The sequence below is a fragment of the Nitrospira calida genome (genome assembly GCF_976986435.1).
In genome coordinates, this window is the sequence record NZ_OZ335950.1 from 2,423,006 (window position 1) to 2,448,207 (window position 25,202).

General features: G+C 61.6%; 30 protein-coding genes and 1 tRNA gene. 22 read left to right on the forward strand and 9 right to left on the reverse strand.

The window, feature by feature from the left end; translation table 11 throughout:
* Nucleotides 1–4 precede the first annotated feature (4 nt).
* Nucleotides 5–1,054 carry a hypothetical protein gene (locus tag ACWHTU_RS11860; RefSeq protein ID WP_447859575.1) on the reverse strand — a complete coding sequence of 350 codons (1,050 nt, stop codon included), beginning with the start codon at nt 1,052–1,054 and terminating at the stop codon, nt 5–7.
* The gene (locus tag ACWHTU_RS11865; RefSeq protein ID WP_447859576.1) at nt 1,051–1,356 is read right to left on the reverse strand and encodes a hypothetical protein; all 306 of its coding nucleotides are present in this window, start codon (nt 1,354–1,356) and stop codon (nt 1,051–1,053) included. Before ACWHTU_RS11865 ends, ACWHTU_RS11860 begins: the two co-directional genes overlap by 4 nt.
* Before the next feature lie 606 nt (nt 1,357–1,962).
* Between ACWHTU_RS11865 and ACWHTU_RS11870 the strand changes: the two genes are divergently transcribed.
* The 4 genes from ACWHTU_RS11870 to ACWHTU_RS11885 all read left to right on the forward strand — a co-directional run bounded on the left by ACWHTU_RS11870 (nt 1,963) and on the right by ACWHTU_RS11885 (nt 4,241).
* A complete protein-coding gene (locus ACWHTU_RS11870) occupies nt 1,963–2,889 on the forward strand; it encodes a BACON domain-containing protein (RefSeq protein ID WP_447859577.1) in 927 nt (308 codons plus the stop codon).
* A gap of 322 nt (nt 2,890–3,211) precedes the next feature.
* Nucleotides 3,212–3,287: transfer RNA gene (locus tag ACWHTU_RS11875), tRNA-Arg, on the forward strand.
* 32 nt (nt 3,288–3,319) lie between these two features.
* Nucleotides 3,320–3,682, forward strand: coding sequence for a response regulator (locus tag ACWHTU_RS11880; RefSeq protein ID WP_447859578.1), 363 nt, complete (start codon nt 3,320–3,322; stop codon nt 3,680–3,682).
* A gap of 82 nt (nt 3,683–3,764) precedes the next feature.
* The gene (locus ACWHTU_RS11885) at nt 3,765–4,241 is read left to right on the forward strand and encodes a VanZ family protein (protein WP_447859579.1); all 477 of its coding nucleotides are present in this window, start codon (nt 3,765–3,767) and stop codon (nt 4,239–4,241) included.
* On the opposite strand, the gene ACWHTU_RS11890 is transcribed toward ACWHTU_RS11885, so the two are convergent.
* The 3 genes from ACWHTU_RS11890 to ACWHTU_RS11900 form a co-directional block, all read right to left on the reverse strand.
* A complete protein-coding gene (locus ACWHTU_RS11890) occupies nt 4,192–4,569 on the reverse strand; it encodes a glycine zipper family protein (RefSeq protein ID WP_447863353.1) in 378 nt (125 codons plus the stop codon). The two genes, ACWHTU_RS11885 and ACWHTU_RS11890, sit on opposite strands and share 50 nt — an antisense overlap.
* Before the next feature lie 91 nt (nt 4,570–4,660).
* On the reverse strand, nt 4,661–5,515 hold the full coding sequence (locus ACWHTU_RS11895) for a hypothetical protein (protein WP_447859580.1): 855 nt from the start codon (nt 5,513–5,515) through the stop codon (nt 4,661–4,663).
* A 43-nt stretch (nt 5,516–5,558) separates the two neighbouring features.
* Nucleotides 5,559–7,304, reverse strand: a complete 1,746-nt coding sequence (locus tag ACWHTU_RS11900; protein WP_447859581.1) for a SagB/ThcOx family dehydrogenase — start codon at nt 7,302–7,304, stop codon at nt 5,559–5,561.
* A gap of 140 nt (nt 7,305–7,444) precedes the next feature.
* On the opposite strand from ACWHTU_RS11900, the gene ACWHTU_RS11905 reads away from it, so the two are divergent.
* Nucleotides 7,445–7,885: a hypothetical protein gene (locus ACWHTU_RS11905; protein ID WP_447859582.1), complete on the forward strand. Its 441-nt coding sequence runs from the start codon at nt 7,445–7,447 to the stop codon at nt 7,883–7,885.
* Between the two features lie 434 nt (nt 7,886–8,319).
* Here the strand turns inward: ACWHTU_RS11905 and ACWHTU_RS11910 are convergent, their stop codons facing one another.
* Nucleotides 8,320–8,670 (reverse strand): cupin domain-containing protein, encoded by a 351-nt coding sequence (locus ACWHTU_RS11910; RefSeq protein ID WP_447859583.1) that lies wholly within the window; start codon nt 8,668–8,670, stop codon nt 8,320–8,322.
* On the opposite strand from ACWHTU_RS11910, the gene ACWHTU_RS11915 reads away from it, so the two are divergent.
* The 14 genes from ACWHTU_RS11915 to ACWHTU_RS11980 all read left to right on the forward strand — a co-directional run bounded on the left by ACWHTU_RS11915 (nt 8,669) and on the right by ACWHTU_RS11980 (nt 20,031).
* Nucleotides 8,669–9,565: a tetratricopeptide repeat protein gene (locus tag ACWHTU_RS11915; protein ID WP_447859584.1), complete on the forward strand. Its 897-nt coding sequence runs from the start codon at nt 8,669–8,671 to the stop codon at nt 9,563–9,565. The genes ACWHTU_RS11910 and ACWHTU_RS11915 overlap by 2 nt on opposite strands.
* 127 nt (nt 9,566–9,692) lie before the next feature.
* Nucleotides 9,693–9,893 (forward strand): hypothetical protein, encoded by a 201-nt coding sequence (locus ACWHTU_RS11920; RefSeq protein ID WP_447859586.1) that lies wholly within the window; start codon nt 9,693–9,695, stop codon nt 9,891–9,893.
* 45 nt (nt 9,894–9,938) lie between these two features.
* Entirely contained in the window at nt 9,939–11,021 is a 1,083-nt protein-coding gene (locus ACWHTU_RS11925; RefSeq protein ID WP_447859587.1) for a hypothetical protein, read from the forward strand.
* Between the two features lie 8 nt (nt 11,022–11,029).
* A complete protein-coding gene (locus ACWHTU_RS11930; RefSeq protein ID WP_447859588.1) occupies nt 11,030–11,836 on the forward strand; it encodes a class I SAM-dependent methyltransferase in 807 nt (268 codons plus the stop codon).
* A gap of 49 nt (nt 11,837–11,885) precedes the next feature.
* The gene (locus ACWHTU_RS11935) at nt 11,886–12,185 is read left to right on the forward strand and encodes a PqqD family protein (protein WP_447859590.1); all 300 of its coding nucleotides are present in this window, start codon (nt 11,886–11,888) and stop codon (nt 12,183–12,185) included.
* Complete coding sequence (locus ACWHTU_RS11940; protein WP_447859591.1) at nt 12,178–13,086, forward strand: radical SAM protein; 909 nt, start codon at nt 12,178–12,180, stop codon at nt 13,084–13,086. Before ACWHTU_RS11935 ends, ACWHTU_RS11940 begins: the two co-directional genes overlap by 8 nt.
* Nucleotides 13,079–14,218 (forward strand): radical SAM protein, encoded by a 1,140-nt coding sequence (locus ACWHTU_RS11945; RefSeq protein ID WP_447859592.1) that lies wholly within the window; start codon nt 13,079–13,081, stop codon nt 14,216–14,218. Before ACWHTU_RS11940 ends, ACWHTU_RS11945 begins: the two co-directional genes overlap by 8 nt.
* A complete protein-coding gene (locus tag ACWHTU_RS11950; protein WP_447859593.1) occupies nt 14,215–14,409 on the forward strand; it encodes a hypothetical protein in 195 nt (64 codons plus the stop codon). Before ACWHTU_RS11945 ends, ACWHTU_RS11950 begins: the two co-directional genes overlap by 4 nt.
* Before the next feature lie 76 nt (nt 14,410–14,485).
* A complete protein-coding gene (locus ACWHTU_RS11955; protein ID WP_447859594.1) occupies nt 14,486–15,403 on the forward strand; it encodes a hypothetical protein in 918 nt (305 codons plus the stop codon).
* Entirely contained in the window at nt 15,400–16,458 is a 1,059-nt protein-coding gene (locus ACWHTU_RS11960; protein WP_447859595.1) for a radical SAM protein, read from the forward strand. Before ACWHTU_RS11955 ends, ACWHTU_RS11960 begins: the two co-directional genes overlap by 4 nt.
* Nucleotides 16,427–17,371, forward strand: a complete 945-nt coding sequence (locus ACWHTU_RS11965) for a nucleotidyltransferase family protein (RefSeq protein WP_447859596.1) — start codon at nt 16,427–16,429, stop codon at nt 17,369–17,371. Before ACWHTU_RS11960 ends, ACWHTU_RS11965 begins: the two co-directional genes overlap by 32 nt.
* Before the next feature lie 13 nt (nt 17,372–17,384).
* Nucleotides 17,385–18,278 (forward strand): S24/S26 family peptidase, encoded by an 894-nt coding sequence (locus ACWHTU_RS11970; protein ID WP_447859597.1) that lies wholly within the window; start codon nt 17,385–17,387, stop codon nt 18,276–18,278.
* A 128-nt stretch (nt 18,279–18,406) separates the two neighbouring features.
* The gene (locus ACWHTU_RS11975) at nt 18,407–19,006 is read left to right on the forward strand and encodes a sigma-70 family RNA polymerase sigma factor (RefSeq protein ID WP_447859598.1); all 600 of its coding nucleotides are present in this window, start codon (nt 18,407–18,409) and stop codon (nt 19,004–19,006) included.
* A complete protein-coding gene (locus tag ACWHTU_RS11980) occupies nt 19,003–20,031 on the forward strand; it encodes an anti-sigma factor domain-containing protein (RefSeq protein WP_447859599.1) in 1,029 nt (342 codons plus the stop codon). The genes ACWHTU_RS11975 and ACWHTU_RS11980 overlap by 4 nt, the downstream gene beginning before the upstream one ends.
* Before the next feature lie 131 nt (nt 20,032–20,162).
* On the opposite strand, the gene ACWHTU_RS11985 is transcribed toward ACWHTU_RS11980, so the two are convergent.
* Both ACWHTU_RS11985 and ACWHTU_RS11990 read right to left on the reverse strand, forming a co-directional pair.
* Nucleotides 20,163–20,438, reverse strand: coding sequence for a hypothetical protein (locus tag ACWHTU_RS11985; RefSeq protein ID WP_447859600.1), 276 nt, complete (start codon nt 20,436–20,438; stop codon nt 20,163–20,165).
* 14 nt (nt 20,439–20,452) lie between these two features.
* A complete protein-coding gene (locus ACWHTU_RS11990; RefSeq protein ID WP_447859601.1) occupies nt 20,453–21,373 on the reverse strand; it encodes a hypothetical protein in 921 nt (306 codons plus the stop codon).
* Nucleotides 21,374–21,864: 491 nt separating this feature from the next.
* On the opposite strand from ACWHTU_RS11990, the gene ACWHTU_RS11995 reads away from it, so the two are divergent.
* From ACWHTU_RS11995 to tadA, 3 genes are all read left to right on the forward strand, one after another.
* Nucleotides 21,865–22,227: a hypothetical protein gene (locus tag ACWHTU_RS11995; protein WP_447859602.1), complete on the forward strand. Its 363-nt coding sequence runs from the start codon at nt 21,865–21,867 to the stop codon at nt 22,225–22,227.
* Nucleotides 22,228–22,243: 16 nt separating this feature from the next.
* On the forward strand, nt 22,244–23,146 hold the full coding sequence (locus ACWHTU_RS12000; RefSeq protein WP_447859603.1) for a hypothetical protein: 903 nt from the start codon (nt 22,244–22,246) through the stop codon (nt 23,144–23,146).
* A 233-nt stretch (nt 23,147–23,379) separates the two neighbouring features.
* Nucleotides 23,380–23,874 (forward strand): tRNA adenosine(34) deaminase TadA, encoded by a 495-nt coding sequence (gene tadA, locus ACWHTU_RS12005; RefSeq protein ID WP_447859604.1) that lies wholly within the window; start codon nt 23,380–23,382, stop codon nt 23,872–23,874.
* A 33-nt stretch (nt 23,875–23,907) separates the two neighbouring features.
* On the opposite strand, the gene ACWHTU_RS12010 is transcribed toward tadA, so the two are convergent.
* Entirely contained in the window at nt 23,908–24,594 is a 687-nt protein-coding gene (locus ACWHTU_RS12010) for a 4'-phosphopantetheinyl transferase family protein (protein ID WP_447859605.1), read from the reverse strand.
* Nucleotides 24,595–25,202: the final 608 nt, after the last annotated feature.

Consider the following 25,202-nt stretch of genomic DNA (forward strand, 5'->3'; position numbering starts at 1 on the left):
GTCGCTAAAACACATAGGTCGCGCCGAACGTCAGGCCCTGGCGGATATTTTCGAACTCGTTCAGGTTGAATGTCTCGGAAGGAGCGCCGACCGGAAAATTTTTCCAGGTGCCGTCACTCATCCGATTCCACCAATAGCGATAGCCGACTTTGAGAAAGAGTCCCTTTAGCACCATGTAGCACACATCGCCTTCCAAGTTGGCGCCGATGCCGGTGCCGGTCATTTCAAAGCTGGGGTTCTGTTGAAGATCGGTCCTGAGGTGATGGATGTCCTTATTGCTCAGCGAGGTAAACGGAAGGAAGGCTGCTTTGCCTTCCACGCTCAACCGTCTTGTAATCCGATATTCGGTCTCCACGCCAAGCTTGAGCGAACTCCAGGTCTGGGTGTTGGTGATGACGGTCATTCCGCTGACGGCAGCGGCCCCGGGATTACAGAGGGGTTGCAATCCCGGTGTAGGATCCAAATCTGTTGTCGCGCCTGCCGGGGTACATATGACCTGTGTCACCCCGCTCGCGATGTGCTTCTCCCTCCGATACTGATAGCCGATGACCAGATCGAGCATTCCGCGATGGCCAGGATAATTCAGCACCGTGAATCCGAGATCCCCATTCACATACCAGATGTTGTCTCCCTTTAGATCGCTGAACGTCCGCAGCGAAGGGGTCCCCCCGTCCGCCGCCAGGAAATCGTCGTCGGTGAGACGTCCGCCTCCGATCGCAGCGGTCCCATAGTTTGCCCGCACGAACCACCGCTGGGCAAATTTCACCTTGCCGGACAGTTCAATCACGTTCGTGCCGACATCTTTGTACTCGAGCCTTGAGGTCGGATTCCCCAAGGGCGAACCCGGTCTCGACGCGTTGTGGCTCCAGGTGGTCTCGCCCTGCGTCAGCCAACCGGCAAGCCCCACCTCGACGCTGACCGTGGAGCGTTGAAAGACCTCGGCGGCTTCAGCGGATCCTACCGCCCAAACAGTCAACCCCACAGCGCCCCACGCCAGAACTCGGCAGAATTGAACGCAGGCCGGCCGGTGGCAAATCTCTTCTTTTCGGCTCATCGGCGCGCGCCGCCCCGCTGAATGATTACCGTGTCGAAGCAGCGGTCCGCGGTCTCCGGCATGACCCGCCGACAGGCCCCCCGAATCTCCTCTTCCGCCATGGTCCGCTGCATATAGGCAGAGAACCAGACAAGCCAGGTGCCGACCAAAGCCGCCAAGAGGGCTCCCGCAATCAGAAGCATCAGACCTGCCGCATGCGTATGCCTCGCATTCCTGAAACCGGTCTTGGCCGCGAATGACAGCGGCTCCGTCACCTCACGCTCAGCCACGACCGCTCCGTTTCCCGCTTCGTCATTCGTCATAGCCGCCCCCCACCGATGCGCAGGACCATGAAGATGGTACACCAGGTGGTCCATTCTGCGTACAGATTTAGCGGATTGCACAGACTGTCTCCCCGGGCATGCACCCATGCGCCGGAACGTACAGTCGGCCATTCCCTACACTCGCGCAGACAACAAAACCGGGTGGTCCCGGTCGTCGCTCCAGAACCATCTAGAACAAGGCTGGAACGTCAAAACTCATCAACCCGCACTCCCTTCACCGGTCACTGCAGGCTTCATCCGACAAGCCGAGTCCCCCCGAAGGCCGCTCCATCTTCACGAAAACGCCGGAATTTGATTTCAATCGGTCAGTCAACCGCTTATGAACCCTGGCCGTCCGGTCCGCATCCACAATTCTTGACCTGCCATTCACGCGCTTAGGTTTTGCATCTTTGATCCAAAGAAGACGCCGCCGGACCGTGTCGCGCTGTCTCGTCGTCGCAAAGGCCGTGCGGAGTCCGGATACGCCCACGACCTGCAGGGAGGATCTTTATGCTTGCCGTATCTTTCCTATCCTTGAACTTGAAGTGGTTCTCAAGGACCGGATTCTTGAAGCGGAACGCGAGGTTCTTTGGAGCGCTCTGCCTGATGAACGCCGCGTTCGGACTGATTTCGACCGAAACCTTCGCCCTGGTCGTTAACCCAACCAGCCTCAGCTTCAGCGGCATCCAGGGAGGGGCGAACCCGGCTCCGCAGTCCGTGACCTTTTACAAAAAGAACAGACGAGAAAAGAGCTGGAGCATCAGCACATCGGCAGCGTGGCTCAGTGCGGCTCCGTCCTCGGGCACGCTGGCGACGGAAACCGATACCCTGCTCGTCAGCGTCAACACAACCGGGTTGACCGCCGGTTCTTACGCCGGACGAGTCACCATCGCCGTGACCCAACGCGATGGGCGCATTTCCACGAACCATGTGTCCGTGGCGTTGACGGTGACCTCCGGGGGCGCAAGCCCGACGATCGGGGTTAACCCTATCAGCCTCTCATTCTCCGGTACAGCCGGCGGCGTGAACCCCACCGCCAAGACCCTGAGCATTGCAAACACCGGCGGCGGCACCCTCAGTTGGAGCGTGAGCGACAACGCCGCCTGGCTGAGCCTCAGCCCAACCTCCGGCATCAACAGCGGGTTGACCACCGCCGCGGTCAATCTCGCCGGCCTGACCGCCGGGACCTATACCGCGACCGTCTCGGTCGCTGCCGCGGGCGCGACGAACACGCCGCAGCTCATCCCTGTGACGCTCACTGTCGCCTCCCCAACCTCCACTTCTTCCGCGACATCATCGGCCACGTTGACATGGAACGCTAACACAGAGGGCGATCTGGCGGGATACAAGGTCTACCGTGGAACTTCGCCGGAAACGTACGGAGCGCCGATCGCCACGCTTCAGGGAAACATCACCAGTTACGTGGCGACCGGACTAGAGATCGGCACCACTTACTACTTCGCGGTAACGGCGTATGATACCGCCGGCAATGAAAGTCTCTACTCCAACGAGGTCAGCAAGAGCATCTACTAGACCGGAGCAGGCAGTCTCCGCTTTTCCGATTTCGATCGCCATCCGCCAACGGGTCAATGAAACGCAGACGCCAAGGGCGGGTGGCCACATTCGCAAGCCCTGCCCGCTATTTTCCAACCTTGGACAACCCTGGTACCACGGGCTACCCTATTCCGCTCTGATTCCGCGGACCAGAATTTCTCGTGGCGCCGACTTGACCGATCTACGCAGGGACCTGTATAAGGGCCGCTGAAGCCCGAACCACCGATCGGGCGCATTCGAACCCGCCGGTCGGCGACCCATGAACTCATCACTCAGCATTCAGAATTGTTGCACGAAGCTCGCGCCCGTAGCTCAATGGATAGAGCATCAGACTACGGATCTGAGGGTTGGGGGTTCAAGTCCCTCCGGGCGCGCCACGTCCCGGGCAAGTCGGTAGAGCGAGGGACCGATGGCCACCATCCTAGTCATCGATGACGAAGAATCGATCCGGACCCTGTTGCGCGGAGTCCTGGAAAAGGCCGGTCATCAGGTGCTGGAAGCCCGAGACGGACGGGAAGGGTTAGCGGTCTATCAGCGCACGCCGGTCGATTTGGTCATTATGGATATCCTAATGCCGGATACGGACGGCCTGGAGGCCACCCTGCAACTCACCCGCGAATATGTGGACGCCAAGGTTATCGCCATCACCGGGGCACAGGGCGACCGGAATTTTCTGGACGTCGCCAAGCTCTTCGGCGCGCGCCGGACCTTCGAGAAGCCCTTCGATCTCAACGAAATAATGGCGGCGGTGAAAGAAATGCTGGAGAGCTGACTTGCTTCGCCGCGCCGGCTTTCAGCCTCGAACGGATCCTGCTAACACCCTTGCTGGGAAGAAAGTTGTGCGGTAGACCGGAATGATGTGGTGGATGCTGTTGGCAGGGTGGCTGGTGACCATCCTTGTGGTCACGACGTTTCCATGGTCGGACTTCAAGGGCCACGCGCATTGGAGTACGGTGCGGTGGATTCCTTTCTCCGAGTTGAGCCGACCTTCTCCCGGTGTCCTGTTTGACATCGGCGCCAATATCGTTTTGTTCATCCCGTTCGGCTATCTGGCAAGCGAAGCGATGAACGGCGCGACACGGAGCCGGTTCGTGACAACCGTGCTCGTGGCCCTCGGGCTTTCCCTGGGAATCGAGTGCTATCAGGTCTTCAGTCACAACCACTTCCCGTCGGTCACCGACGTCTGCGGCAATGCGCTCGGGGCGGCGATCGGCGCGTCTCTGGCTTCACGCCGGCTTCGCCCGAATAGCCGCGCCGATCACCCGCTGCAGCCGGCCATCGCTACTCCCATCCCACTGGATCGTAGCCGCGTTCCTTCAAACAACGGTTGACAAATCCGATATACGCTTGGCTGGGCGGCGATCGCCTGAACAGTCCTCGCAACAACCCGGCGGTCGCGCCGCCGGCCGCGCCGATCGCCGATCCCCGTCCGGCCGCCCCCACCACCGCGCCGCCCACCGCGCCGCTCGCGGCGCCGATGCCAGCCCCAGCGACCGTGCTCCCCGCCACCTGGCCGGCCTTGCCCCGACTCGGCGTGGCGCCGGCCTCCTTGGCCAACTCCTGACAGGCTTCGATGTCTCGCTCAGCCGCTACCGGCCCCACTTCGCGATAATGCGCGTTGGGGTACAAGATGGGCTTGGGGCTCGAACAGCCTGCCATCGCGCAACAGCATGCGACGGCCGTGATGCGCAACCCGTGCAGCGCGAAGCGCCGCGGACTTCGCTCAGCCTGGTGACTCACCATCATCCGACTATATCTTCTGCTCGAGCCGCTTGAGAGCCCGCATCATCGCCGGATCGCTCAGGCCGACCTCGCTCAGGGCATCCATGATATGCAGCCCTTTGTTCAACACCAACTCCTTGGCCTTGGCATATTGCGCCCGATTGAACCGAGCCACAGCCGGTTGCCCGTTGACGATCTGGCAGGCCAGCACCTCCCCGTTCACCTCCAAGATCCCACCCTGCTCGACAAGGGTCCTGGCCTGCTCCACCGTGACGCCGTGCAGCGCGGCAAACTCGCCGAGGCCGCCGGTTTCCACCAGCCGCCCGTCCGGCATGATGCACAAGCGCTTGAAATGCGGAGACCAATCCTTGCGAAAGTCGATGTAGGTGATGCGGCCGCCCCGCGCCACGGCGCGATCCAACTCGCTGTCCGCAAGCCCCAGATTCTTCTGTTCCAACCGCTCTCGCAACTCGGGCGGCAACGTGCGATAGAAGACACGAGTCGCGGCTTCCTCAAGCGGCAGCCCGTAGGACCGGACGAGTTGCTCCGCCTCGGCGTACTGCACCAGATCCAGCACCCAGGTTTGCTTGGGCGCGACGCCCGCCGGATCGATCCGGCAGACGAACAGGCCTCGCGTGACGAGCGGGCCTGTCTGGGGATAGGCATACACGCCGCCTTCCGTCAGCAACCGCGTCATCACATCCAGCGGGATGTCATAACTCTCGGCCAGGACGCGGGCGTGGGCAGCGAGATCCTCCGGCTCGGTCATGGCACAGAGAGTCACGTTCCCCGGCGCATCGAATTCCGTATAGTCTTCGATGATGTTGTACAGAATCGGCTGCTTTTTCGATTGGGACGGAGCTTTTTTCTTGATCTTGAACATGCGCTTTCAGTCCGGCGATAGGCGCTGGGCAATTGCCCAGCGCCTATCGTCTCTCCCCGTACGGCGGCAACGTCAGTAGTCGCGGATCATCCACCGGCCCACCGACGGTGAAGTGATACAACGATTGAAAACTTAAGTCGTTGATACCCAGGAGCTCATGCATGGGATCGTCGAAGAAACATCCGATGCCGGTCGCCCGCACGCCGGCCGCTTCCGCTTCCAGATAAAGCACCTGTCCCAGCAGACCGCATTCCCAGAACAACCGCGGATAGAACCAAGAGCCGTGCCGGCGGAGGTTGCTCTCGAACTCGGCGATCATGCCGAGCGAAAACGCACTGTCTCCCGCGATATCCTGATGACAACTCACTTGCGTCGCCACGCGCCGCGCGTCGCCTTCCAGTAACCAAAAGAACGGCAGGTCGGCAGGACTCCCCGGCGCCGGCGCCCAGCCGAATTCCGGATTCATCGCGCGCTGCAACGCCGGCAGTTGTTGCGGATCGCGCACCAGCACATACAGTCCCGGCTCCAGCCCATCGACCCGATGAACGAACAGAGCCAAATGCACGGCCGGCGCCCACGGCCACACATCCCAAGGCACGGGACGATCCGGTTGTGGAAGGTCGGCATGCGGCATGACGCGGCGCAGCATGTTGAAGAACGCGGCGGCCGAGATGGAGGTCTTGCCGTCGAACGCGACGGCGCTGCGTCGCCGCCGAATCAATTGGCCCGCAGAGGGACTGCGAGCGGTGGAGGATAAGGGGTCAGGGGTTGCCGGCACAGATGAATTGCGTAACGGAACGGTACATTGATCCGTCTGCGTTTTCCACGACGCTTCGGCCACCTCGTCGATGATGTCCCAATGGACCGCATGCTCCCGGCTCAATCGGTTGGCTTTCCCATACCACTGCCCGGCAGCCAAGGCTTTCACCGCCGCCGCATCAAGGAACATCGGAATCTCGATTCGGTTCTCTCCTGCTCCCGATTCCTGACCCCTGACCGCATGATCGGACCAGACCACCGCCGCGCATTCCGGATGTTCGCGCTCCGCGTCGCGAAAGTCCTCCGCTCGATTGACGCCGAACAGCTCCGCCAGCAGATCGCTCGACAGGCCGTCCAACAGTGCCATCCGCCAGCCCAGCGACGCCGCGGCGAGGCGCGCCGTGCCGATCGCATGCCCCGCATCGTGCTGGCAGTAGCGAAAAGCCCGTTCCCCGTATTTCCATGCCTCCCGCCAGAAGACCGAGGTCAGGCCGAACAGGAAGGCATGAGGCGGAAACGGTGCCATCAGCCGCTCGAACGTCCCGTCCGGACAGACCGCCCGCAGCTCCAGTCCGTGTTCTTTCGGCGCATAGTGGTAGAGAGCCGGCATCGCCGCCAAGCCCGATACGGCAGGTAAGAGGAGGTAGCCCTCCGTCGGATGCAGGTTGCCGCTCGAAGGATTGCTGCGCAGCGCCCAGCGCACGTCCCCCGCCTGCTTCCACGCCGAGAGCGCCAGCGCATACTCTAAAAACCGTGAGAGCGTGCGGATCGACAATGGCCAGCTCTCCACGGCGCCGTGACGGTAAAGCGCCTCGTAAGGAGGACTCAGCGGTTCTTCCTCCGGTTGCAGAATGGGCAGCGGCATCAGTGGCGCGCCCTGAAAGCGTCGGAAGGGATCGGGCTGGTTGGCCCAGTCCAGGTAGCCCAACGAGCGGGCATAGCGGGAAAAATGATGCTTGGTCGCCTGATGGTAGTGAATAACATGTTCGATCGGATCGACAGCAACCGATCCCAGCTTGGAGGCTTCCATCGTGCGAAATAGCGTCCGACGTTCCAAAATCACTTCAGTCTAACCAGGTCACTCGCGGAAAGTAAACGCGCAAGTCGCGCCACGATTGACGTCGCACGAAATGGCCCAGTATGCTTCCGCCGTCACCGGGCAGGGGGCTTATGCGATTCGATCCAGCGATTGCCGCGCAACGCGCCTTTACGCGGGCCAAAGTAGCCGGTGAACTGGAGAGCGATCGGGAGGAGGCCAAGCGGGCCGAGGCGCGGTTCTCCTCCACCACCGGCGTAGCCGCTACGGAGGCCTACTGGACGTTGCAGCGCATCGGGACCCGCCATCCGGAGGCGAAAGCCTTTCAAGCGTTCTGCATCTACATCACCTGGCAGCAGGTAACGGAAGAAACCATTCCCTTGCACTTCAAAACCGGCCTTGACCTCTGCGAGCGATTCATCCAGAACGCGGAGTGCCGCTCCGCCGAGGACCTGCTCGACCTGGAGCAGATCCTGGAACTTCGCGCCGCGTTTCGGCGCGGACTCGGACTGAAGGCGGAAGACGAGGAGGACGGTCACGATGACGACGAGGACATATTGAAAGGCGGGGACTGATCGGTCGTCGGTGCACAATCCTCGTGCGCTTCATCAAAGCCGCAATGGGGACAGGGCATGCTCACGGGCCCGTCGCAGCAATGATAGACATACTGACCGCCGCAGCGCTGACACGTTGTCTGAGCCATTCCTCAAATACCGTCACCCGTCAAACGTCATGTGTCAACCGTGAGGTCAACGGCTCGGTCGTTCATGCGATTGACGGTTGACGATTGACTATTGACCCCCTTTAGCAGGCTGCGGAAAAACTCGTTTCGCCCCCTGGAGGTGTCACAGGCACACAGGTCTCAGACAAGGAGAAGATGCCGCGCAGGATGCTCAAAAAGGCCGTCCAGCGCGGCCGCAGCGAGCGAAGAGGCGAGGCATACTCGTTGCCGTACGTTGAGCCTCTGAGCGATGCGAGAACAAAGCTGGCGGACTTTTTCAGCATCCTGCTAGAGTCGGCACTGGTTCTTCGCCGGAATCACGCAAATGAACTGCACCGGAGCAGTGGGGTCGGCGATGAAACAGTGTTTCTCGTTGGGGGCAATGTAGACCGAATCCCCGGGAGCGAACGGCGTATCCCCGTTTTCCGTGCGGACCTTCCCCGTTCCCTTCAGGATATAGACCTCGTGTTCCCATTCATGCGTGTGGAGCGGAGTACCGGCGCCCGGTTTCACGTCGAACACCCGCATGGCAAAACGCGGGGCTCCATCCCGCTCCGTGATCATCTCGCGCATCTCGACTCCCTCAGGCACGTCGGCATAGGCGTTCGGTTTGACGTCCGCGTAGTGTTTGATGACCATGACGACCTCCGCGATCCAATTCCCACACGAGGACCTTGCATCCCCGGCGCTGGGCGCTCAAGATACCAGCCTGCCACGGGCGACTCAAGTGCCAGCCACCATGGCGGAAGCCGATAAACACCGGGCGCGCATCTTCCTTCACCGCGGCGACCTCGCCCAGGCTCGCCGCTGCTATGAACAGGCCGTCCAGGACGATCGCCGACTAGGCACGGAACGCGAACTTTCCGATTCGCTGGGCAACCTCGGCAATGTCTGCGCCATGTTGAAAGACTTTGCCGCCGCGGAGCAGTGCTACCGGGAAGTGCTGGCCATCCAGCGTCGTCAACAAGATTGGAACGCCATCGGCCAGACGTTGGTCAACCTCGGCAATCTTCAGATGGACTCGGGACATCCGGAGCGCGCCCGTCCCTACTACCTCGAAGCGCTCGACGTGCTCCGTCCACTTGGGGACCACCGCGCGCTGGGAATCCTGTTGTCCAACGTGGCGCTGCTGGAGGCCGCGGAAGGGCGAATCGACGACGCCATCGAAGCGTTTAAGCAGGCGCTGGAGTTCCACCGCCTGATCGGCAACGAAGAAGGACTGGCCGTCACCTACAGCCAACTCGGCAAGACCTATCTGGAAGCTGAGCGGTTTCCGCAGGCGGAAACATGCTTCAACAACGCGGCGGAGCACTTCGTGAAGCTGGGCAATCCCCATGGCGAAGCCGCGGCCCTCCGACAACTGGCCGACCTGTACGAAGCCACCGGCGATCAAGTCTCTGCGATCCGCTGCCTGGAACGCGTCATCGTGCTCGACACCCGCCTCGCCTTCCCGCAGTTGACAGCCGACTCGGAACGGCTGGCGGGACTGATCGCTCGATTAAAACACGGTGGTCGCAGCTCTGTCACCGGTTGAGCCGAGATGAACTTTCCTCTCCTCCCCGCCAGTGGTATGATGCCGCGCGGTTCGGGCGGTCCAACCGCGAGGCACACAACCTGTTGCCGGCGATGGACTCAAGTCACAGGCGAACGGAGACTCCGCCATGACCCAGGAAGAGGCGCGTCAACGCATCGAGGCGGCGATCAGCCAGTTCGGCCCGCACGCCGGCATGGCGATCGACCTGGTGATCAAAGAGGTCCGCGGAGACCTTGGCCGCGAAGCCGCCAACGCGTTGATCGAGGAGTTCGATTTGGAACTGCAGTACAACATCGCGCCGATCGAGCATCTCGGATCAGGCGACTAATCCGCTAGGCGTCAGGCAAACCTTTCGCGTTTCAGGCGGGAATTCATGCCGCTCATCTGGTGTTCGATCTCCGGACATGGCTATGGGCACGCCGCCCAGGTGCTTCCCGTTCTCAATGAACTGGCCCGACGAGTCCCACGCCTATCCGCTATCCTCCGCACGACGGTTCCCGCATCGTTTTTCGAAGGCCGCCTCCATCTCGACTGGGAGTTGCGCCCGGCTGAACAGGACATCGGGTGCGTGCAACACGGTCCCCTCAAAATCGACGCGGCCGCTACGTGGAGCGAGCATGGCCGGTTTCACCGCTCATGGGACGCGAAGCTCGACGCGGAAGTCCGCGCAATCCGCGCCGCCAGGCCGCACCTGGTCCTTTCCGATATCTCTTACCTGGCCACTGCAGCTGGCGCACAGGCCGGAGTGCCGACCGTGGCGCTCGGCTCTCTGAGTTGGGACCTGGTGCTGGCCAAATTCGCGGACCGGAACAGCGAGGAACATCAAACCCTCATCGACCGGATCCGCCGTGCGTATGCAGCGGCTGATGTGCTGCTGCGCGCCATGCCTGGCTTGCCTATGGATGCCTTCCGTCGGATCGTGGACATCGGTCCGATCGCCCAGGCTTCGGAGCCGAAGCCGGCGGCACTCCGGCAAGCCGTTGGAGCCTCTTCAGAGGAACGGCTGGTGCTGGTGGGATTCGGCGGAGTCCCGCTGAGTTCGCTGCCATTTCAGCGGTTGGAAGCGATGGCCGGCTATCGCTTTATTTTCGATGGATCCGTGCCTGCCTCCGTCTCACGAATTCATGCCGCCGCGCCACTTCCTTTCCGGTTCAACATTCTTCTGGCTTCGACCGATCTGGTGGTGAGCAAGCCGGGCTACAGCACGGTCGTCGAAGCTGTCACGCATCGCAAGCCGCTGGTCTACGTACGGCGCTACAATTTCCCCGACGAAGGGCCGTTGGTGGATTTTCTGCACCGCTACGGGCGCGGGGCCGAACTGCCCATGGACGACTTCTCGGCCGGCCGGTGGGAAAAAGCCCTGGACGCGGCGTGCGCAGCCCCCGAACCGCCAGCACCGGCGCCACAACCGATGGGAGCGGCCGACGCGGCGGAGATCCTCACCCAATACCTGTGAGGCATGCCTTGCCTCTTTTCGGTCTTCTGATACAGCTCGCCGCGCACATCCTCGAACGGACCGGCGGATTGGTACAACGGCTGGCCCTGTTGCTCCACGGACTGCTGCCGGCCTTGCTGACGCCTGACGAGTTAGCCCGCCTGACCCAGCGACATTACCAACGGTCCTATTCATCCACCGTCACCGCCCCGGTCGACGAGCCCCATTTTTGTGAACTGGAGCCCTGGGAACGAGAAGTCGCAGATCGCCACTCCCTTGCCCACGGTCGCCTGCTGGCGCTGGGAGCCGGGCTCGGCCGCGAGGCCTTCGCCATGGCCCGGCGGGGGCTATCCGTGGTCGGGATCGATACCGACGCGACCGCGCTCGCCGCGGCGGCCTATGCGGCCCGGATCCTCGGGCACAGCATTCAGTTCGTCCGGGCTGACCTGCGCGCGCTCCCCTTTCGTCCCACGAGCTTTGACGCTGCGCTGCTGGCGAGCGCCATGTACAGCGCCATCCCGGGCAAGGCCCAGCGGCAGATGTGGCTTCACGACCTGTTCCGTGTGCTGGCGCCCGAGGGATTGGCGGTGCTGAGTTTCCTGACCGAACAGAAGCCGCAGGCGCGGATGACCCGTCTCCGCGAAGCCCTGGCCCGCCGGCTTGCCCGACTGCCCGGAGCGAATCCCGCCTACCAACCGGGCGACACGTGCCCCCATGGCCATTTCCTCCATGCGTTTCAGACGGAACAGGAAGTCCGGCAGGAACTGGAAGAAACCGGAGTACTCATCCGCGAGCTGGACTGGAAACGGGGGTTTGCGGTCGTGGCGAAGAAATAGCACTGGCGGGCTTTGAGCGGATTTGCTATCTTTAGCGCGCCTTCCCCTCATGAAAAAGGTCTACATCAAGAGCCCGGACTTCGTGCAACGCGATGTCGCGGGCGAATGCATCCTGGTCCCCATCCGTCGCAAACTGAGCGACCCCCCATGCATCTATGTCCTGAACGAAACAGGCGCCGCGTTGTGGCGACGAATCGACGGCGTGCGAACCGTGCAGGACATCGTTGCGGACTTCTGCGAAGAGTATGCTGCGGCACCCGATCAAGTCGTGAAGGACTTCGCGACGTTGGTGGATGATCTGCTGTCGATCAACGCCCTTCAGGAGCGCTCTGTCGCTGCCGATGCGTGATGTCAGAACGCTGAACACGCTGCCCGAACGCTACCCCTATTCCTGCCAATGGGAGATCACCTGCCGGTGCAACCTGCGGTGCGTCATGTGTTACACGGATTGTTGCAACCGGCCGGACGCTATTCGGCACGAACTGACGACGCCGGAAATCCTCCGCATCATGGACGAATTGGCCGAGGCGGGCTGTTTGGAATTGTGCCTCACCGGCGGGGAGCCGCTTGCGCGTCCGGATTTCTTTACGCTCTACGACCATGCCGTGGCGTCGGGATTCCTTGTCACCCTGTTCACCAACGGCACGTTGGTGACAGAAGACGTGGCCGACCGCCTCGCCGCGCTGCCCCCGCATCGCATCGAAATCAGCCTGCACGGACTCACTGAAGCGACGTTTGAACAGGTCACCCAGGGTCGAGGCTCGCACGGGAAGTGTCTGACCGCGATCCAGCTGCTGCGCGAACGAGGACTCCCGCTGCTCCTCAAGACGACGGCCATGACCGTCAATCAGCACGAGATCATGGACATCAAACGGTACGCGCAGGACCTCGGCGTGGGATACGCGCTCGGCGAGGACCTGCGACCTGCACTCGACGGCGGGGAAGGGCCGTTTCGGTATGCGCTTTCACCGGTCGAACGGGACGAGTTGAACCGCGGGGATCCGGATCTTTGGCAGGAAGCTTGCCGGCAGCAGGCTGCGCCTCCGACGCCGTGTCGGAGCGGGATGCGCACCTTTCACATCGACGCCTACGGCGGACTGCAACTGTGTTCGGGGAACCGCGCCCAGAGCTACGATCTCCGCCAGGGCTCATTCAAAGAAGGCTTCTATCGGCATCTGCCGACCTTCGCTTGTCCCTGGAAGGCTCAACCGTCCGCTCACCTTCTTCAACCGACCGCCAGCCATGCGTGACCCCCAAGCGCTTCCATCGCAGGAATACAAGGACTTCAGCCGCCGCGTCCACGAACGCGCCGCCCGTACCCGCCGGGTGATCAAAGCGCAACTGGAGCTGACGTACCGCTGCAATCTCCACTGCCGCCACTGTTACACCGATCCCTATAACCATCGCGACTGGTTCCCCCGCGAGCTGACCCTGCTGGAGATCGAACGCCTGTTGGAGGAAATGGCAACCCTGGGCATCCTGTGGCTGAACCTCACCGGCGGCGAGATTTTCACGCACCCTCGCTTTTGGGACATCTACGAGGACGCCTACCACAAGGGATTCCTCTTGCAGCTCTATACGAACGGCACGCTGTTCACCCCAGCGACTATCGAACGGCTGCGACAAAGACCGCCGTTTTCGATCGACATCTCCTGCCATTCAGTGAATGAATTCGCCTTCGATCGCTTCACCCAAGTGCCGGGATCGTTCCGGGCCTTCATGAAGGGGATCGCCCTGCTCAAAGACAGCGGCCTGCCGTTCACCCTCAGAACTAAGGCCATGACGTGGAACAAAGACGAACTCCCCGTGATCCGGCAATTCGTCGAATCCTTGGGCCTGAGGTTCGTGTTCACCACCGCCCTCTCGCCACGCCTGAACGGCGACCTGTCGCCGCTCGAATTCAGGCTGGCCCCCGAGGATGTCGCCGCCTTGGAGCACGCTGATGACCGTACCTGCGACGGTGACGAACTTTGTTCGACCTCCGCCGACTTATCAGCCCCGCCCACGGACCGGTTGTACCGCTGCGGGTGCGGCACAGACGCCATTCACATCAACGCCTGGGGCGAGTTGGGCGCCTGTACGATGGAGTACGAGCACCGGGTCTCTCTCCGGGAATACCCGCTGCGCGACGCCATCGACAAGGTCTTCGCGGCCATCCACGCCAGCCGATATCATGAGTCCTCCCCCTGCTTCACCTGTCAGGTGTTTGCCTTCTGCGAGAAGAAACCCTCGGAAGCCCGCCGCGAATGTGGACGCGCCGAGGCCCCGATCCCCTATGACTGCGACGTGGCCTTGGCGCGCGCCGAACGGACCCTGGGCCGGACGTTGATCCAGCCGCTGCGCCGGGAAGAACGGAGAGAAAGGAGCCCGGTCACCCGATGAACGAAAAAAAACCGTACAGTACGCCCGAACTCTATCGGATCGAGCTGAACCAGGAACAGGCCATCTTGAGCCAGTGCAGCCTGATGTCCAGCAATCCGATGGCCGGAGGGCTCGACGTGTTCTGTCGAATGGGCGGGTGCAAGCGAAACGCAACGGCGGGCGGGTCTGACAGCGGGCTGCGACCGTCCTGAGCCATAGCTCAATGGTGAGCAGACACTCGTTCCGCCTGATGTCGCGGCCTTAATGGTTTGCGGCGGCTGTTCGACGATGATCATTGAGTTCGACATCGGAGGCTACAGGGTCCGGCTGGAGGAGCGAGACGACTGTCCTCTGATCAGTTGGCCTGCGAACCCGTTCGCCGCATTCGTCATTCAGGCCGCTGAACCCTTGGACCGTCACGTCGATCTTCACGTGACCGTCACGCTGGTCCGCGCCCTCCCGGATTTCCCCGAGAGAAGCCTGCGCTTTGACGCCTGCCACGGGCTCTGGGCCTTGTATGAGAGCCAGTCAGGCTACATGCTGGAAGCCCTGGACACCCAAACCTTTGCACCCCGAAGCCGCTCGTGGATCGACGCGTCGTTCTCCCGTGTCCACACCTGGATCACCGAGCAGACCGTCGAAGGCACCTCCGGCTGGTCTCCCGTCCAGATCCTGAACCCGCTCGTGGAAGTCTGTCTGGTCACGAGGCTCGCCCGCGACGGCGGCGTGCTCCTCCATGCTGCGGGAGTCCTGACGTCGGCGGGCGGCGTCACGTTCACCGGCCCATCGGGAGCCGGCAAGTCGACCCTCTCGGGCTGGTACGCTGCCCGTGGAGCCACGGTGTTGAGCGACGAACGGACGATCCTCCGCCGGCACGGGCACGGCGTCATGCTGCACGGCACGCCGTGGGTGGGATCGGGCCGGTTCGCCGCCCACAACTCGGGCCCCTTGTCGAGGGTGTACTGTGTCCGGCACGGGCAAGACCGCCACAGCATGACGCCACTCAGTGCACCGGCTCTCTTTCGATTCCTGCTCGGCCAGTGCGTGCTCCCGCTGTGGGATCGGGAGGGATTGGAGGGAGCCCTGTCGTTTTTGTCGGAACTGGCCGAACGGGTGGGAGGCGCCGACCTGGCGTTTCTCAACACCCCCGATGTCGTCGACTACCTGGAGACCGACGGTATCCCATCGTCGGGGGTCGCACGATGAAGACCCTGACGGCTGAGGACTTCTTCACGTCACTCTCGCACCGATCCGTCGAGGCCAGACGGCCCGAAGCCGTCACCTTTGAGCTGACGTACGGGTGCAATCTCCGCTGCCTGCACTGTTACAACCCGACCCACCGGGCGCTGCCGCACGAGCTGACCACGCAAGAGGTCAGCATGATCCTCGAGCAAACGGCGGAACTCGGCGTGCTGCATCTGACGTTCAGCGGCGGAGAACCGTTGACCCGGCCGGACTTCGCGGACATCCTGCGGTCTGCCCGTCGACTGGGATTCGTCGTGCACATCCTGACCAACGCCACGCGCGTGACGCCGAGGATCATCGATGTCTTGGAAGAATACGGCGTGGACCGGATCATCGTATCGATCTACGGCGCGACGGAGACGACGTACGAGTGGATGACCGGCGTCGCAGGATCGTATGCCGCCTTTCGAAACGGACTCCATCACCTGGCCGCCCTCCCCCTGCCGGTCTTCGTCCGCATGCCGGTGACGACGGTGAATGCTGCGGAGGTTGAGGCCTGCCGGAAGCTGATCGAGCCCTATGGCTGGACATTCCAATATTCCTTGGACATCATGCCCAGGACCGACGGCGACAGGACTCCTCTCCAGTACCGTCTCGGTGCCGAAGACAAGATCGCGATCGATCGGACCAGGTTACTCCGCCATCTCGGCTCGCGAATCGAGGATCCCCGCCCGTCGAATGACCGGTTCATCGACTGCGCCTGCGGGCGTAGTCGATTCGCCATCACCCCCTACGGCGGCATGAATCTCTGTACGGCGTTCCCGATACCGAACTACGATCTGCGCAGGGGGACCGTCCGGGAGGGATGGGAGGTCCTCAAGCAGACCGTGGACCGGGCTGAGCCAAGTGCGCAGTACCAATGTCCGACCTGCGACGTGCGGTCGTACTGCCGCCAAGGCCGGAGCGACGCGTGGCTGGAGACCGGCGAGATGAGCGTGTGCCTTCCCCACTTCAAGGAGTGGGCCCGTTTGGAGAAACAAGCCCATGCGCCTCTCGACCCTCGACGACTTGGCTGAGGCCTACTCCCGGGTCAGCCTCGTCAACAAATGCGTACTCGACCGGTTTGTCCAGGTCGGGCGGCTCTTCCACGACGGCGGGATCGACTTCATTGTCCTGAAAGGCGCCGACCTACTCTCCCGTCTCTATGGCGTCCGCGGCCTCAGGCCGATCACCGACGTCGATCTCTTGGTCCATGAACAGGATCTGCGCACGATCGATGGCCTTCTGAGAGCCTCGGGTTTTCACCGCCTTATCGACGGCAATCCCGCCTATGTGTCACCGGAGGGCGGACTCATCTTGGACATCACGACCGCGGTATGGTACGCGGACAATCAAACCGGCTTCTGGGAACGGGCCGTGCGCCGGACGCTGCACGGGCTTCCGATGCTGTGCTTGGATGCGCAGGATTTGCTCCTGTACCTGACGGCCTATAGCGTCGTCCATCGAGGCTTTTTCCTTCCCTCGTTCTGCACGGATCTGGCCCTCCTGACCCAAAAAGAGCGGGTCAATTGGGAAACTGTGGTTGCGGAGGCGATCCGTCACCACTTGAAGATTCCCCTGTATCACGGTCTGTCCTTCGCCTGTCGGAAGAACCCGCACGTCCTCGTGCCGGAACGGGTGCTCAGGCGGTTGGCTCCGTCCAGCGCTAGGGAACACCTGTTGGCCTGGTTCCTACACCGATTGGTGGGAACGCAGCCCATCGAGGGACTCGGCCATTTGTTGCTGTTCCTCACGAGACCTCCGGGTCGGAAGGCCGCATGGCTTCGCCGCGCTTTTTGGCCGTCGCCGGCATTTCTTGCCTCCCGTTACGGCGACCCGGCGGCCTCGCGGCCCACGATGATCCGCATCTTCCGTGCGTTCCATTTAATCCGTCAAGCCGGGGTATTGACCGGCCGCATCCTGGCGCGTTTGATGACGCGCCTGAGTTGACCCCTGCATCACCATGATCCGGCGTCTCATCCTCGACCACACAGCGGCGTTCCGATCGCCGGCCGATCTCCGGTCTCTTCTGGCTTCCCCGCTCGGAATCCCGCTGATCCAGCTCAGGGTCGCAAGCTGGAGCATGTTTCCGACCATTCACAAAGGCGATGTGCTCGAAGTTGAGGAGGCGCGCGAGGTCCGTCCGGGAGATATCGTCGTCTTTCGCCGCGACAATGTCCTCGTCTGTCATCGCGTAACGGGTTATGGCGGACCGGGCGAAATTTTCACGGCGGGAGAACGGTCGGGAGGATTCGGTGAAGCCGTCCCGTTGTCCGATGTCCTGGCGAAGGTCCGTGCCATCAACAGGCGGGGGAAACGGGTAGCACTCGGCCGACCGGCCACACCGACCGTGGCCGCGCGGCTACGGCTGTGGCTGGACCGGTTTTTCACGGCTTGGAAGACAGCCCGGCGCCGATGGGCCGTAGCCGTGTGGCAGCGATTGCATCACAGCCCTTGCGGCTGCGCCCTGCAGTCTTGGTTGGTCCGACACGCGACGCGTGTGCATCTCATCACCCGGTCCCGGCTTCACTCCCTTCTGGCTATCCCCGCCGTCCACCGTGAGACATTCCGTCTCGCTGGAATCGAGAGGACGCTGCTTCTTCGCCCAACGCCCGCCGGGGAAGGCGTACGGTTGGAAGTCCGCCTCGGCTCCTATGTGTTCGGCGCGTGCGATCCGGCCGCCGGCAAGATATGTATCCAGCCGCTCGTCAAGGACCTCGGTTTGGAGCAGATCCTTTACAAGTTAACCCGGCGCCTGGAAGCCGGCCTGCTTCCCGAGGAACAGCCGATTGAGAGAGAGCCCGGCCTCCAACCCGGCGTTTACCCAAGATCCGCCAGGGGTCGTTCGTTCGGTTGAAAATTTTCTGTTGCTTCACCCGATGTTCCCCACGCATCTTTTTGTCGGTTTCGAACGTAGAATGTTATGATTGAGGCGTGTCCCTTGTATTATTTAGGACGGTTTGTTCCCGCTCACCACCGGTCTTCATGGACACCTCATCCCGACACGCCTCATCGGTGATCGACCCGAAGCTCATGGCCCAGGTGGTCAAGGGAGATCACCAGGCGTTCAGCCAACTGTATGATCAATCCAGCGCGCTGTTGTTCACGCTGGCCCTTCGCATTCTGGGGAACCGGGACGAAGCGGCCGAACTGCTTCAGGACATCTACCTGGAGATCTGGAGGAAGGTCGCTCGGTATGATGTTGGGCGGGGAACGCCGATGGCCTGGCTGGTCACGCTCACCAGGAGCCGCGCGATCGACCGGTTGCGCGCACGAGCCTCAAAGACCCCTCCCGGGGTCGACTCGACGGAGCCGTCTCTGGACCATCTGCCGGATCAGTCGCCGAACCCGTTCGAAATCCAAGCGGACCATGAGTTGCGGAATGCCGTCGGCAAGGCGTTGGCTGAGTTGCCCGAAGCCCAACGGCAGGCGCTGGAGTTGGCCTATTACGAGGGATTGTCCCATACCGACATCGCCGCCCGATTGAATCAACCCGTGGGAACGATCAAGACCAGGATCAAGCTCGGTATGAACAAGTTGCGCGCGGCCTTGAGAGGATGCTCTTCTCAAGGTGAGGCTCGATGATCCACGAAGAATTCGAAGAAGCGGTCCCGTTATACGCGGTCGGCGCGCTGGAACGCACGGACCGGCAGGCGTTCGAGGCGCATTTGCTGTCCGGCTGCCCGTCGTGCCACGCGGCGTTGAAGGAGTACCAGGCCGTGGCGGCTCTCCTGCCGTACGGACTGGCTCCCACGCCTCCGCCTCGCGGGCTCAAGGCGAAAATTATGGCCGCTCGAAGTCCGGCCAACCCGGAGGCAGCCAAACGGTCGAGTCAGCCCAGTCTCGAACCGGGCGAATGGATGAACCACCTGTTTCCGCCGCTCTCGTCCACGCGATCGTTTCCTTCCAACGCCGCGCGGTTTGTGCTGGCATTCGCCGGGCTGCTGGTTGTCGCCGGGGCCGGCTATGTCGGCTGGACACTCTACCTCCAGGCGCCGGCGGAAACGGAGAGGCTCCAACAGCTTGAAACGGCACTCCAGCGGGAAAGCGCCAAGATGGCGTCGCTCCAACGCGAGATCAAGGAGAAAGAGGCCGCCCTTGCGCAGTTGCGACAAGAACTCGAACGGCGGGACGCCGAGATCGGCGAGTTGCGGGACACCCTCATCCGCCGCGAAGCCGAACTCGACGACGCACAGGCGCAACTGGCCCAGCTCGAGAAACACGGCGCCGCGTTCCGCCGCGTCCGGGCGCAACAGGACGAGATCGCCGCGCTGTTACGGATGCCGACCGTCAAGGTTGTCTCGTTGTCCGGTTCCGATTTGGCGAAAGGAGCCGGCGGGCTGCTGCTATACGATCCCGATACAAAGAAAGCGTGGTTGTACGCCTTCAACCTGCCTCCGCTCCCGGGCGGTAAAACCTACCAACTTTGGGCCATTGAGCAGAAGCCCGTCAGCGCCGGCACTTTCACCCCGGACACAGGCCAAAAAGGTCGGTTGCTGATCAAGCACCTCCCCGACTTCTCCCGCATCAACCAATTTGCCGTCAGCTTGGAACCGGCAGGCGGCCGTCCTCAGCCGACCGGCGCCATCTATCTCAGCGGACGGCTGTAAGCTTGGTGCGCCCTTTCTCGCCCCGCAAGCCGGCTCGCTGCATAAGACCCGACACCCCGATCTCGTTGGGAGTGAACGGGCTGGCCGCTGGTGAGACTCTAATCCAGGAGCACGTCACGATCTGATTTCCATTACTGAAGCCTCTGGATAAAGGCTGCATATCCCTCTTTCGTGACGTAGACCCGAACCTCCTCCCCCGCTTGCACATGATCGCGGTGAGAACGTTCGTCCGCATGGACGTGCCACTCCCGACCTCTGCCATCTCGGATCACATATCGGTTTTCCTCGACAGAGACGACCGTTCCTCGAACCCCATCAAGACCGCACCCCGCGAAGGCGAGACTGAGCACCGTCGTCCCTAGGAATTTGACGGCGGCGAACCCTGTTACAGTCAATTTCAACTTCATCCCGTTTGCTCGCATCAGCGAAAAGGAAAGACGTCGTCCACCAAAAACCGTAGACCGATCTGCACCGTGTAGTTCCACCCCGGTCCGGTCTCAATGCCCGCTCCGATGCCCGAGCCAATCCCTCCATCGCGAACTCCTCGGACAACAAAATCCCACTGGAGGTTCGGCGTCTTGTACCAGCGGAACCCCACCTGATAAGCGGGGAATTCCTCTTCGAAGCTGAACGGATCGCCGTTGAAGATCTCTCCTAGCACCCGCAGTTCTCGGCTGATCGGGGTCATCACCTCAAAGCCGGTGGCCCAGTAAAGCTTGTTCGTCCACCGTCCTCCAAGCCCGGCATGATACTGCCCTTTGGCCCCCAGGTTCACATGAATGGCCAGATCATTGTCGTAGGGATCAGTGCTGTCTTGGGGGGTGAAGAGAAACCAACTGACATGCATCATGTGATAGGAGTTCCAAAGCTGCCGGTTTCCACTGAGCGGCGCCAAGACGGCCGCAGCGGCGGACACCGATGGAACCAGGCCGAATGAACGGTACAAGACATACTTGGGCTGAAAGACGAGGTCCTGCGGGGTCATTGTGTTGTTCTCATACTGGAACCCGAAACCTCCCGCAATGATCTCCAAGCGATCAGTGACGGAGGTGCCCTGCAATGAACGGATCTCGAAACCCGGTTTCCGATCCCGGCCCATAGTCATACCGCCGAAGTTTTCGACCTCCAGCTGTCCTGGATAGACGACTCGGGCATCATCCGTCACAAAAGGTCGGACGGCCGACGCATCTTGTCCATACAACACCAGACCGGCAACAGCGAGAACAGAGACAATCAGCCTGATTCTCCGGCCCGCGGGATTCCGTCTCCTGGCCACCACGAGAGCCGGGCAGACGATTCGGCGAAAGCCCGTGACTTGGATAAAAAAGCGCGCGTGCGTCATGACGACTCCTTTCTGTCCGCCTTCGCGGACCGGGCGGGAGCCGTCATGCCATCCAGGAATCAGGAAAGGTAAGCAGGAAAGCGAGAGCCCTCGCACGTGGAGGCGGACCATGAATGGACTGTGCCCCTGTGAACGCAACTACCGCCAGGGTCCATGGGCTACCTCCACCAAGATTTTCTCAGGCCGTCGGTGTCATCGTCACGACGGCCGGACTCGTTACATACCGGTCTTATAGACAGAGCAAGCTTGCGGCGTCAAGCGGCATTCAGTCAGCCGATGACAGCGCGAAGTGACTCGAGACAACCTGAATGGGCCCGGACAGCCCTTCAAGACCGATCTCAAGCGGTGAACCTTCTTCATCTCCGCACAGGTCCTCCATGTGTCGCTATCGGAATCATCCGCTTGCCTACTTGTGAAGAGTCTGTTGAGTCTGCTATAGGTGCCCTCCGCCCATGGATGCTCTCGGAATATCGGCAAGGTACCCAAGACTCTTGGGACTGATCGGCCTGTGCGGACTAGCAGCCGGGTGCATTTACTCGATCAGCACTCCGGCCAACCTGCCCGGACAGGCGCTGGTAGGCCTGCCGGTGGAGCAAGTTCGTGCTTGCGCGGGGAACCCGCTTCGCGAGGTGTCTCGGCCGGCCTCGACCATGTTGGTCTATTATCGCGAGGCAGCCATGTTCGAGGAGTCGTTCTTCGGAGGCAAGGGCAGCAAACCGGGCTACCATCACGGTTGCTGGGCAACCCTCCTGGTGGAGAACGGCCGCGTGACCGGTGTCGAATTCCGGCCGGTGCCCGATCCTGATGCCGACACCCACGAGTGCCAGGAGATCTTCGTCGCCTGTGTCCCATGACCGTCCGCGATCTCCCTTGCGCGCACCCGCCTGTCTGACCGCTCTGGCGATCTTCCTCCTCCTGCTTCAGCCCGCCCCCGGCTGGACGCTCGAGAAATACGGCCGACCGCTCCCCTCTTTGGAGCAACTGGACGAAGTGGAACGAGAAGCGGAGGAGACGCTGTTCGGCGGATATTTTCTCACCGCCGCCTTCGTCTCGAACCCCAGCTTTGCGGCGCGGCCGGACAACACCGGGTTGGTGGGCTTACGCCACATGCTTCATCTGGAGACCGATCTGTACAAGCAGTACCTGATCTTCTATACCGATCAGAATTTCTTTTCCGATCGCAAAGGCGGCTGGATCAATCTGACCGAGTGGGACGGGACGTACGCCGTGACCGGGTTGGTGGACCGATTTGGCTGGCGTATCCAGTACGAGCGGGATGCGCCGTTGGATCGGAGCGGCATCAAGCAAATCTATGCGGACGCGCTCATCACCGCTCGGTACCAGGCCGGCCAGGAATCCGCGTGGTGGAAAAAAATGTTTCCAGATCAGAATCTCACGGCCTATGCCGGACCAGGTTGGCTGTTTCATAACAGCAACTACTTCGCGCGACCGGACAACACCGGGCGTGCCTTGTTCCGGTACATCGCGCACGCCGATCTCGATTTGTACAGGAACCGGGTTGTCGTGTACGGGGATGTCAACATGTTCACCGACCGTGAGAAGGGCAACAAGATTGCGCCGACGGAAATCGACTGGATCGTCGGGGTGGCGCTGCGATGGCAGGAATTCGAATTAAGCTTCTATCGAGAAGAGGATCGCCCTCTGGACCGAAGCGGCTTGGTCCAAAAATATGTTGCGGTGCAGCTTCGCGTAGCTTTTGACGTGCCGAAAAGCGTCGCGCACAACCTAAACCCGTTCGCTGACAAGCGATAATATCCGAGCACGGCTCGCCAACGGCAGAAGATTGTCCGCTCCAGCTCAGCATGACCAAAAAGTGCGGTGCTCGCTTGAGCGATACGAACTTCTTCAATGAATCGGAGCGCTGGTCGCCTGCACTCATCCGTTGAATCGGAACTAGGCGCCGGCTTCTCCTGATCAGGAGGCTGTGTTAAGATACCGCGCGTTTTGTCGGCAGGTTGCAGGAACGGACAATCGAGGGCGAGCGCATGTCGGAATTCACGGAGAAAGACGTCGAGTTCATGCGATTGGCGCTGGAGCAGGCCAGGTTGGCCCCTGCACTGGGCGAGGTGCCGATCGCCGCGGTTTTGGTTCTGAATGGCCAGGTCGTCGCACAGGTGCACAACTATCGGGAGGCGTGGCAGGACCCCACCGCGCATGCCGAAATCGTCGCGATCCGTGAAGCCGCAACGCGGCTGGGAACATGGCGCCTGACCGGCGCCACGCTGTACGCGACCGTCGAACCCTGCTCGATGTGTGCCGGAGCGATCGTGCAGTCGCGGATCACCCGTTTGGTGTTCGGCGCGAAGGATCCCAAGGCCGGAGCCTGTGGGTCGGTCTTCAACATTCCGGCCGAACGCCGGCTCAACCACCGGGTGCAGGTCGTTGGAGGCGTCCTGGAACGGGAAAGCCAAGAATTAATGCAGAGTTTCTTCCGGCGATTACGCGACCTCGGCGAGCGAGCCGGTCTTCCGGCTCACTAGCCCAAAGCGACAACCGTCCTGCGTCTTTGTCGCTCAGAAGCTCGGACGTTCCGTCTCCATCCACTCCCAGCACTGAACCGGCGAGACCTCGCCTTCCGCTGCGACGGCTCCCACGTAGTCCTGCCCCAACGGCAACAAACGCACCTGGCAACTCCGCTGCTCTCCACCGGACCTCTTGATCGTGACGCGCGCGGCTGCTTGCTTCGAAATCAGTTCGACCTCCAACTGATTGAGCGGAACAGTTAACCCGACTCCCCAGGTCTTCAGGCAAGCCTCTCGACACACCCACAAAGTAAAGAACACCCGCCGCCGCTCTTCAGGAGCGCACTCGCGGAGCGTGAATGCTTCGTGCGGTGCGAAAAACCGTTCGGCGAGCTTGAGCACATCAACGCACGCTCGAACGCGTTCCACATCAACTCCCACTTCCCTACCCCGGGCAAAGGCATACAGCACAGAGCCGTGCGAGTGCGACAGGTTGAATCGCAGATCGCCGACAAGCCTTTCGTCGAGGAGCAGGAACGGTTTGCCCTGCGGCCCAGCCCCGAAGGCCAGCGTGCTCGGATCCTGTCCCAAATACCGGCCCAGCAGCACTCTCAGAATCCCATGGGCGGCAACGAACTGAGCGCGCCGATCTGCGGAGACAAGCCGCTCCGCTTTAGCCCGCTCCTCAGCCGACAAGAGCCGCCCAAACTGAGCGCTGGTGTCCGTCAAACATGTCAACGAGGCACGCCACACATGGATGGCTTGCGGCTGCAATGCGGGTAGATCGGAAGGGACCAGCCAGGTTTCGGTCTGCACGACGTCAGAAGTTCAGGAAAGGAGGCGGTCCGCGCATCGGCCTGAGAAATGCGCCCCACGTTCCATGCGTTCAATCCGATTGCAAAAGTTTCACGCTCACGATAAGCTCCGATACCTTCGAGGTTCTCACCGGCCGCCTGGAAGCATCGCCCAGCGGTCGACGCGACAAAAACAGGTGGAGAGGTGCGAGAGTGGCCGAATCGGGCGGTCTCGAAAACCTTTTCTGGCCATTTTAGGAACTCCTTGATATTGCCTCTAAGCTCTTGATCTGTCTAGACAATCTGCCACTTTCCCCATTCCCGCCCTTCCTCCTATTTCCCCGGTTTTCTCCGGTCTTTTCACAACGCTTTTCACAACAGGTTATTTTGCAGGATAGTACGTAGACGTGACCTCCGCCATCCCATCCGTCGCCTGAGGTCGAGTGTGTCCGCAGCCCACACGGATCGTGAACGGGCTTCCTCCTGATAGATATCCACGGAGGAGAACGCGTCCGGTCACCTACCCCGGACTGAAGTCCGGGGTTTCCGGCG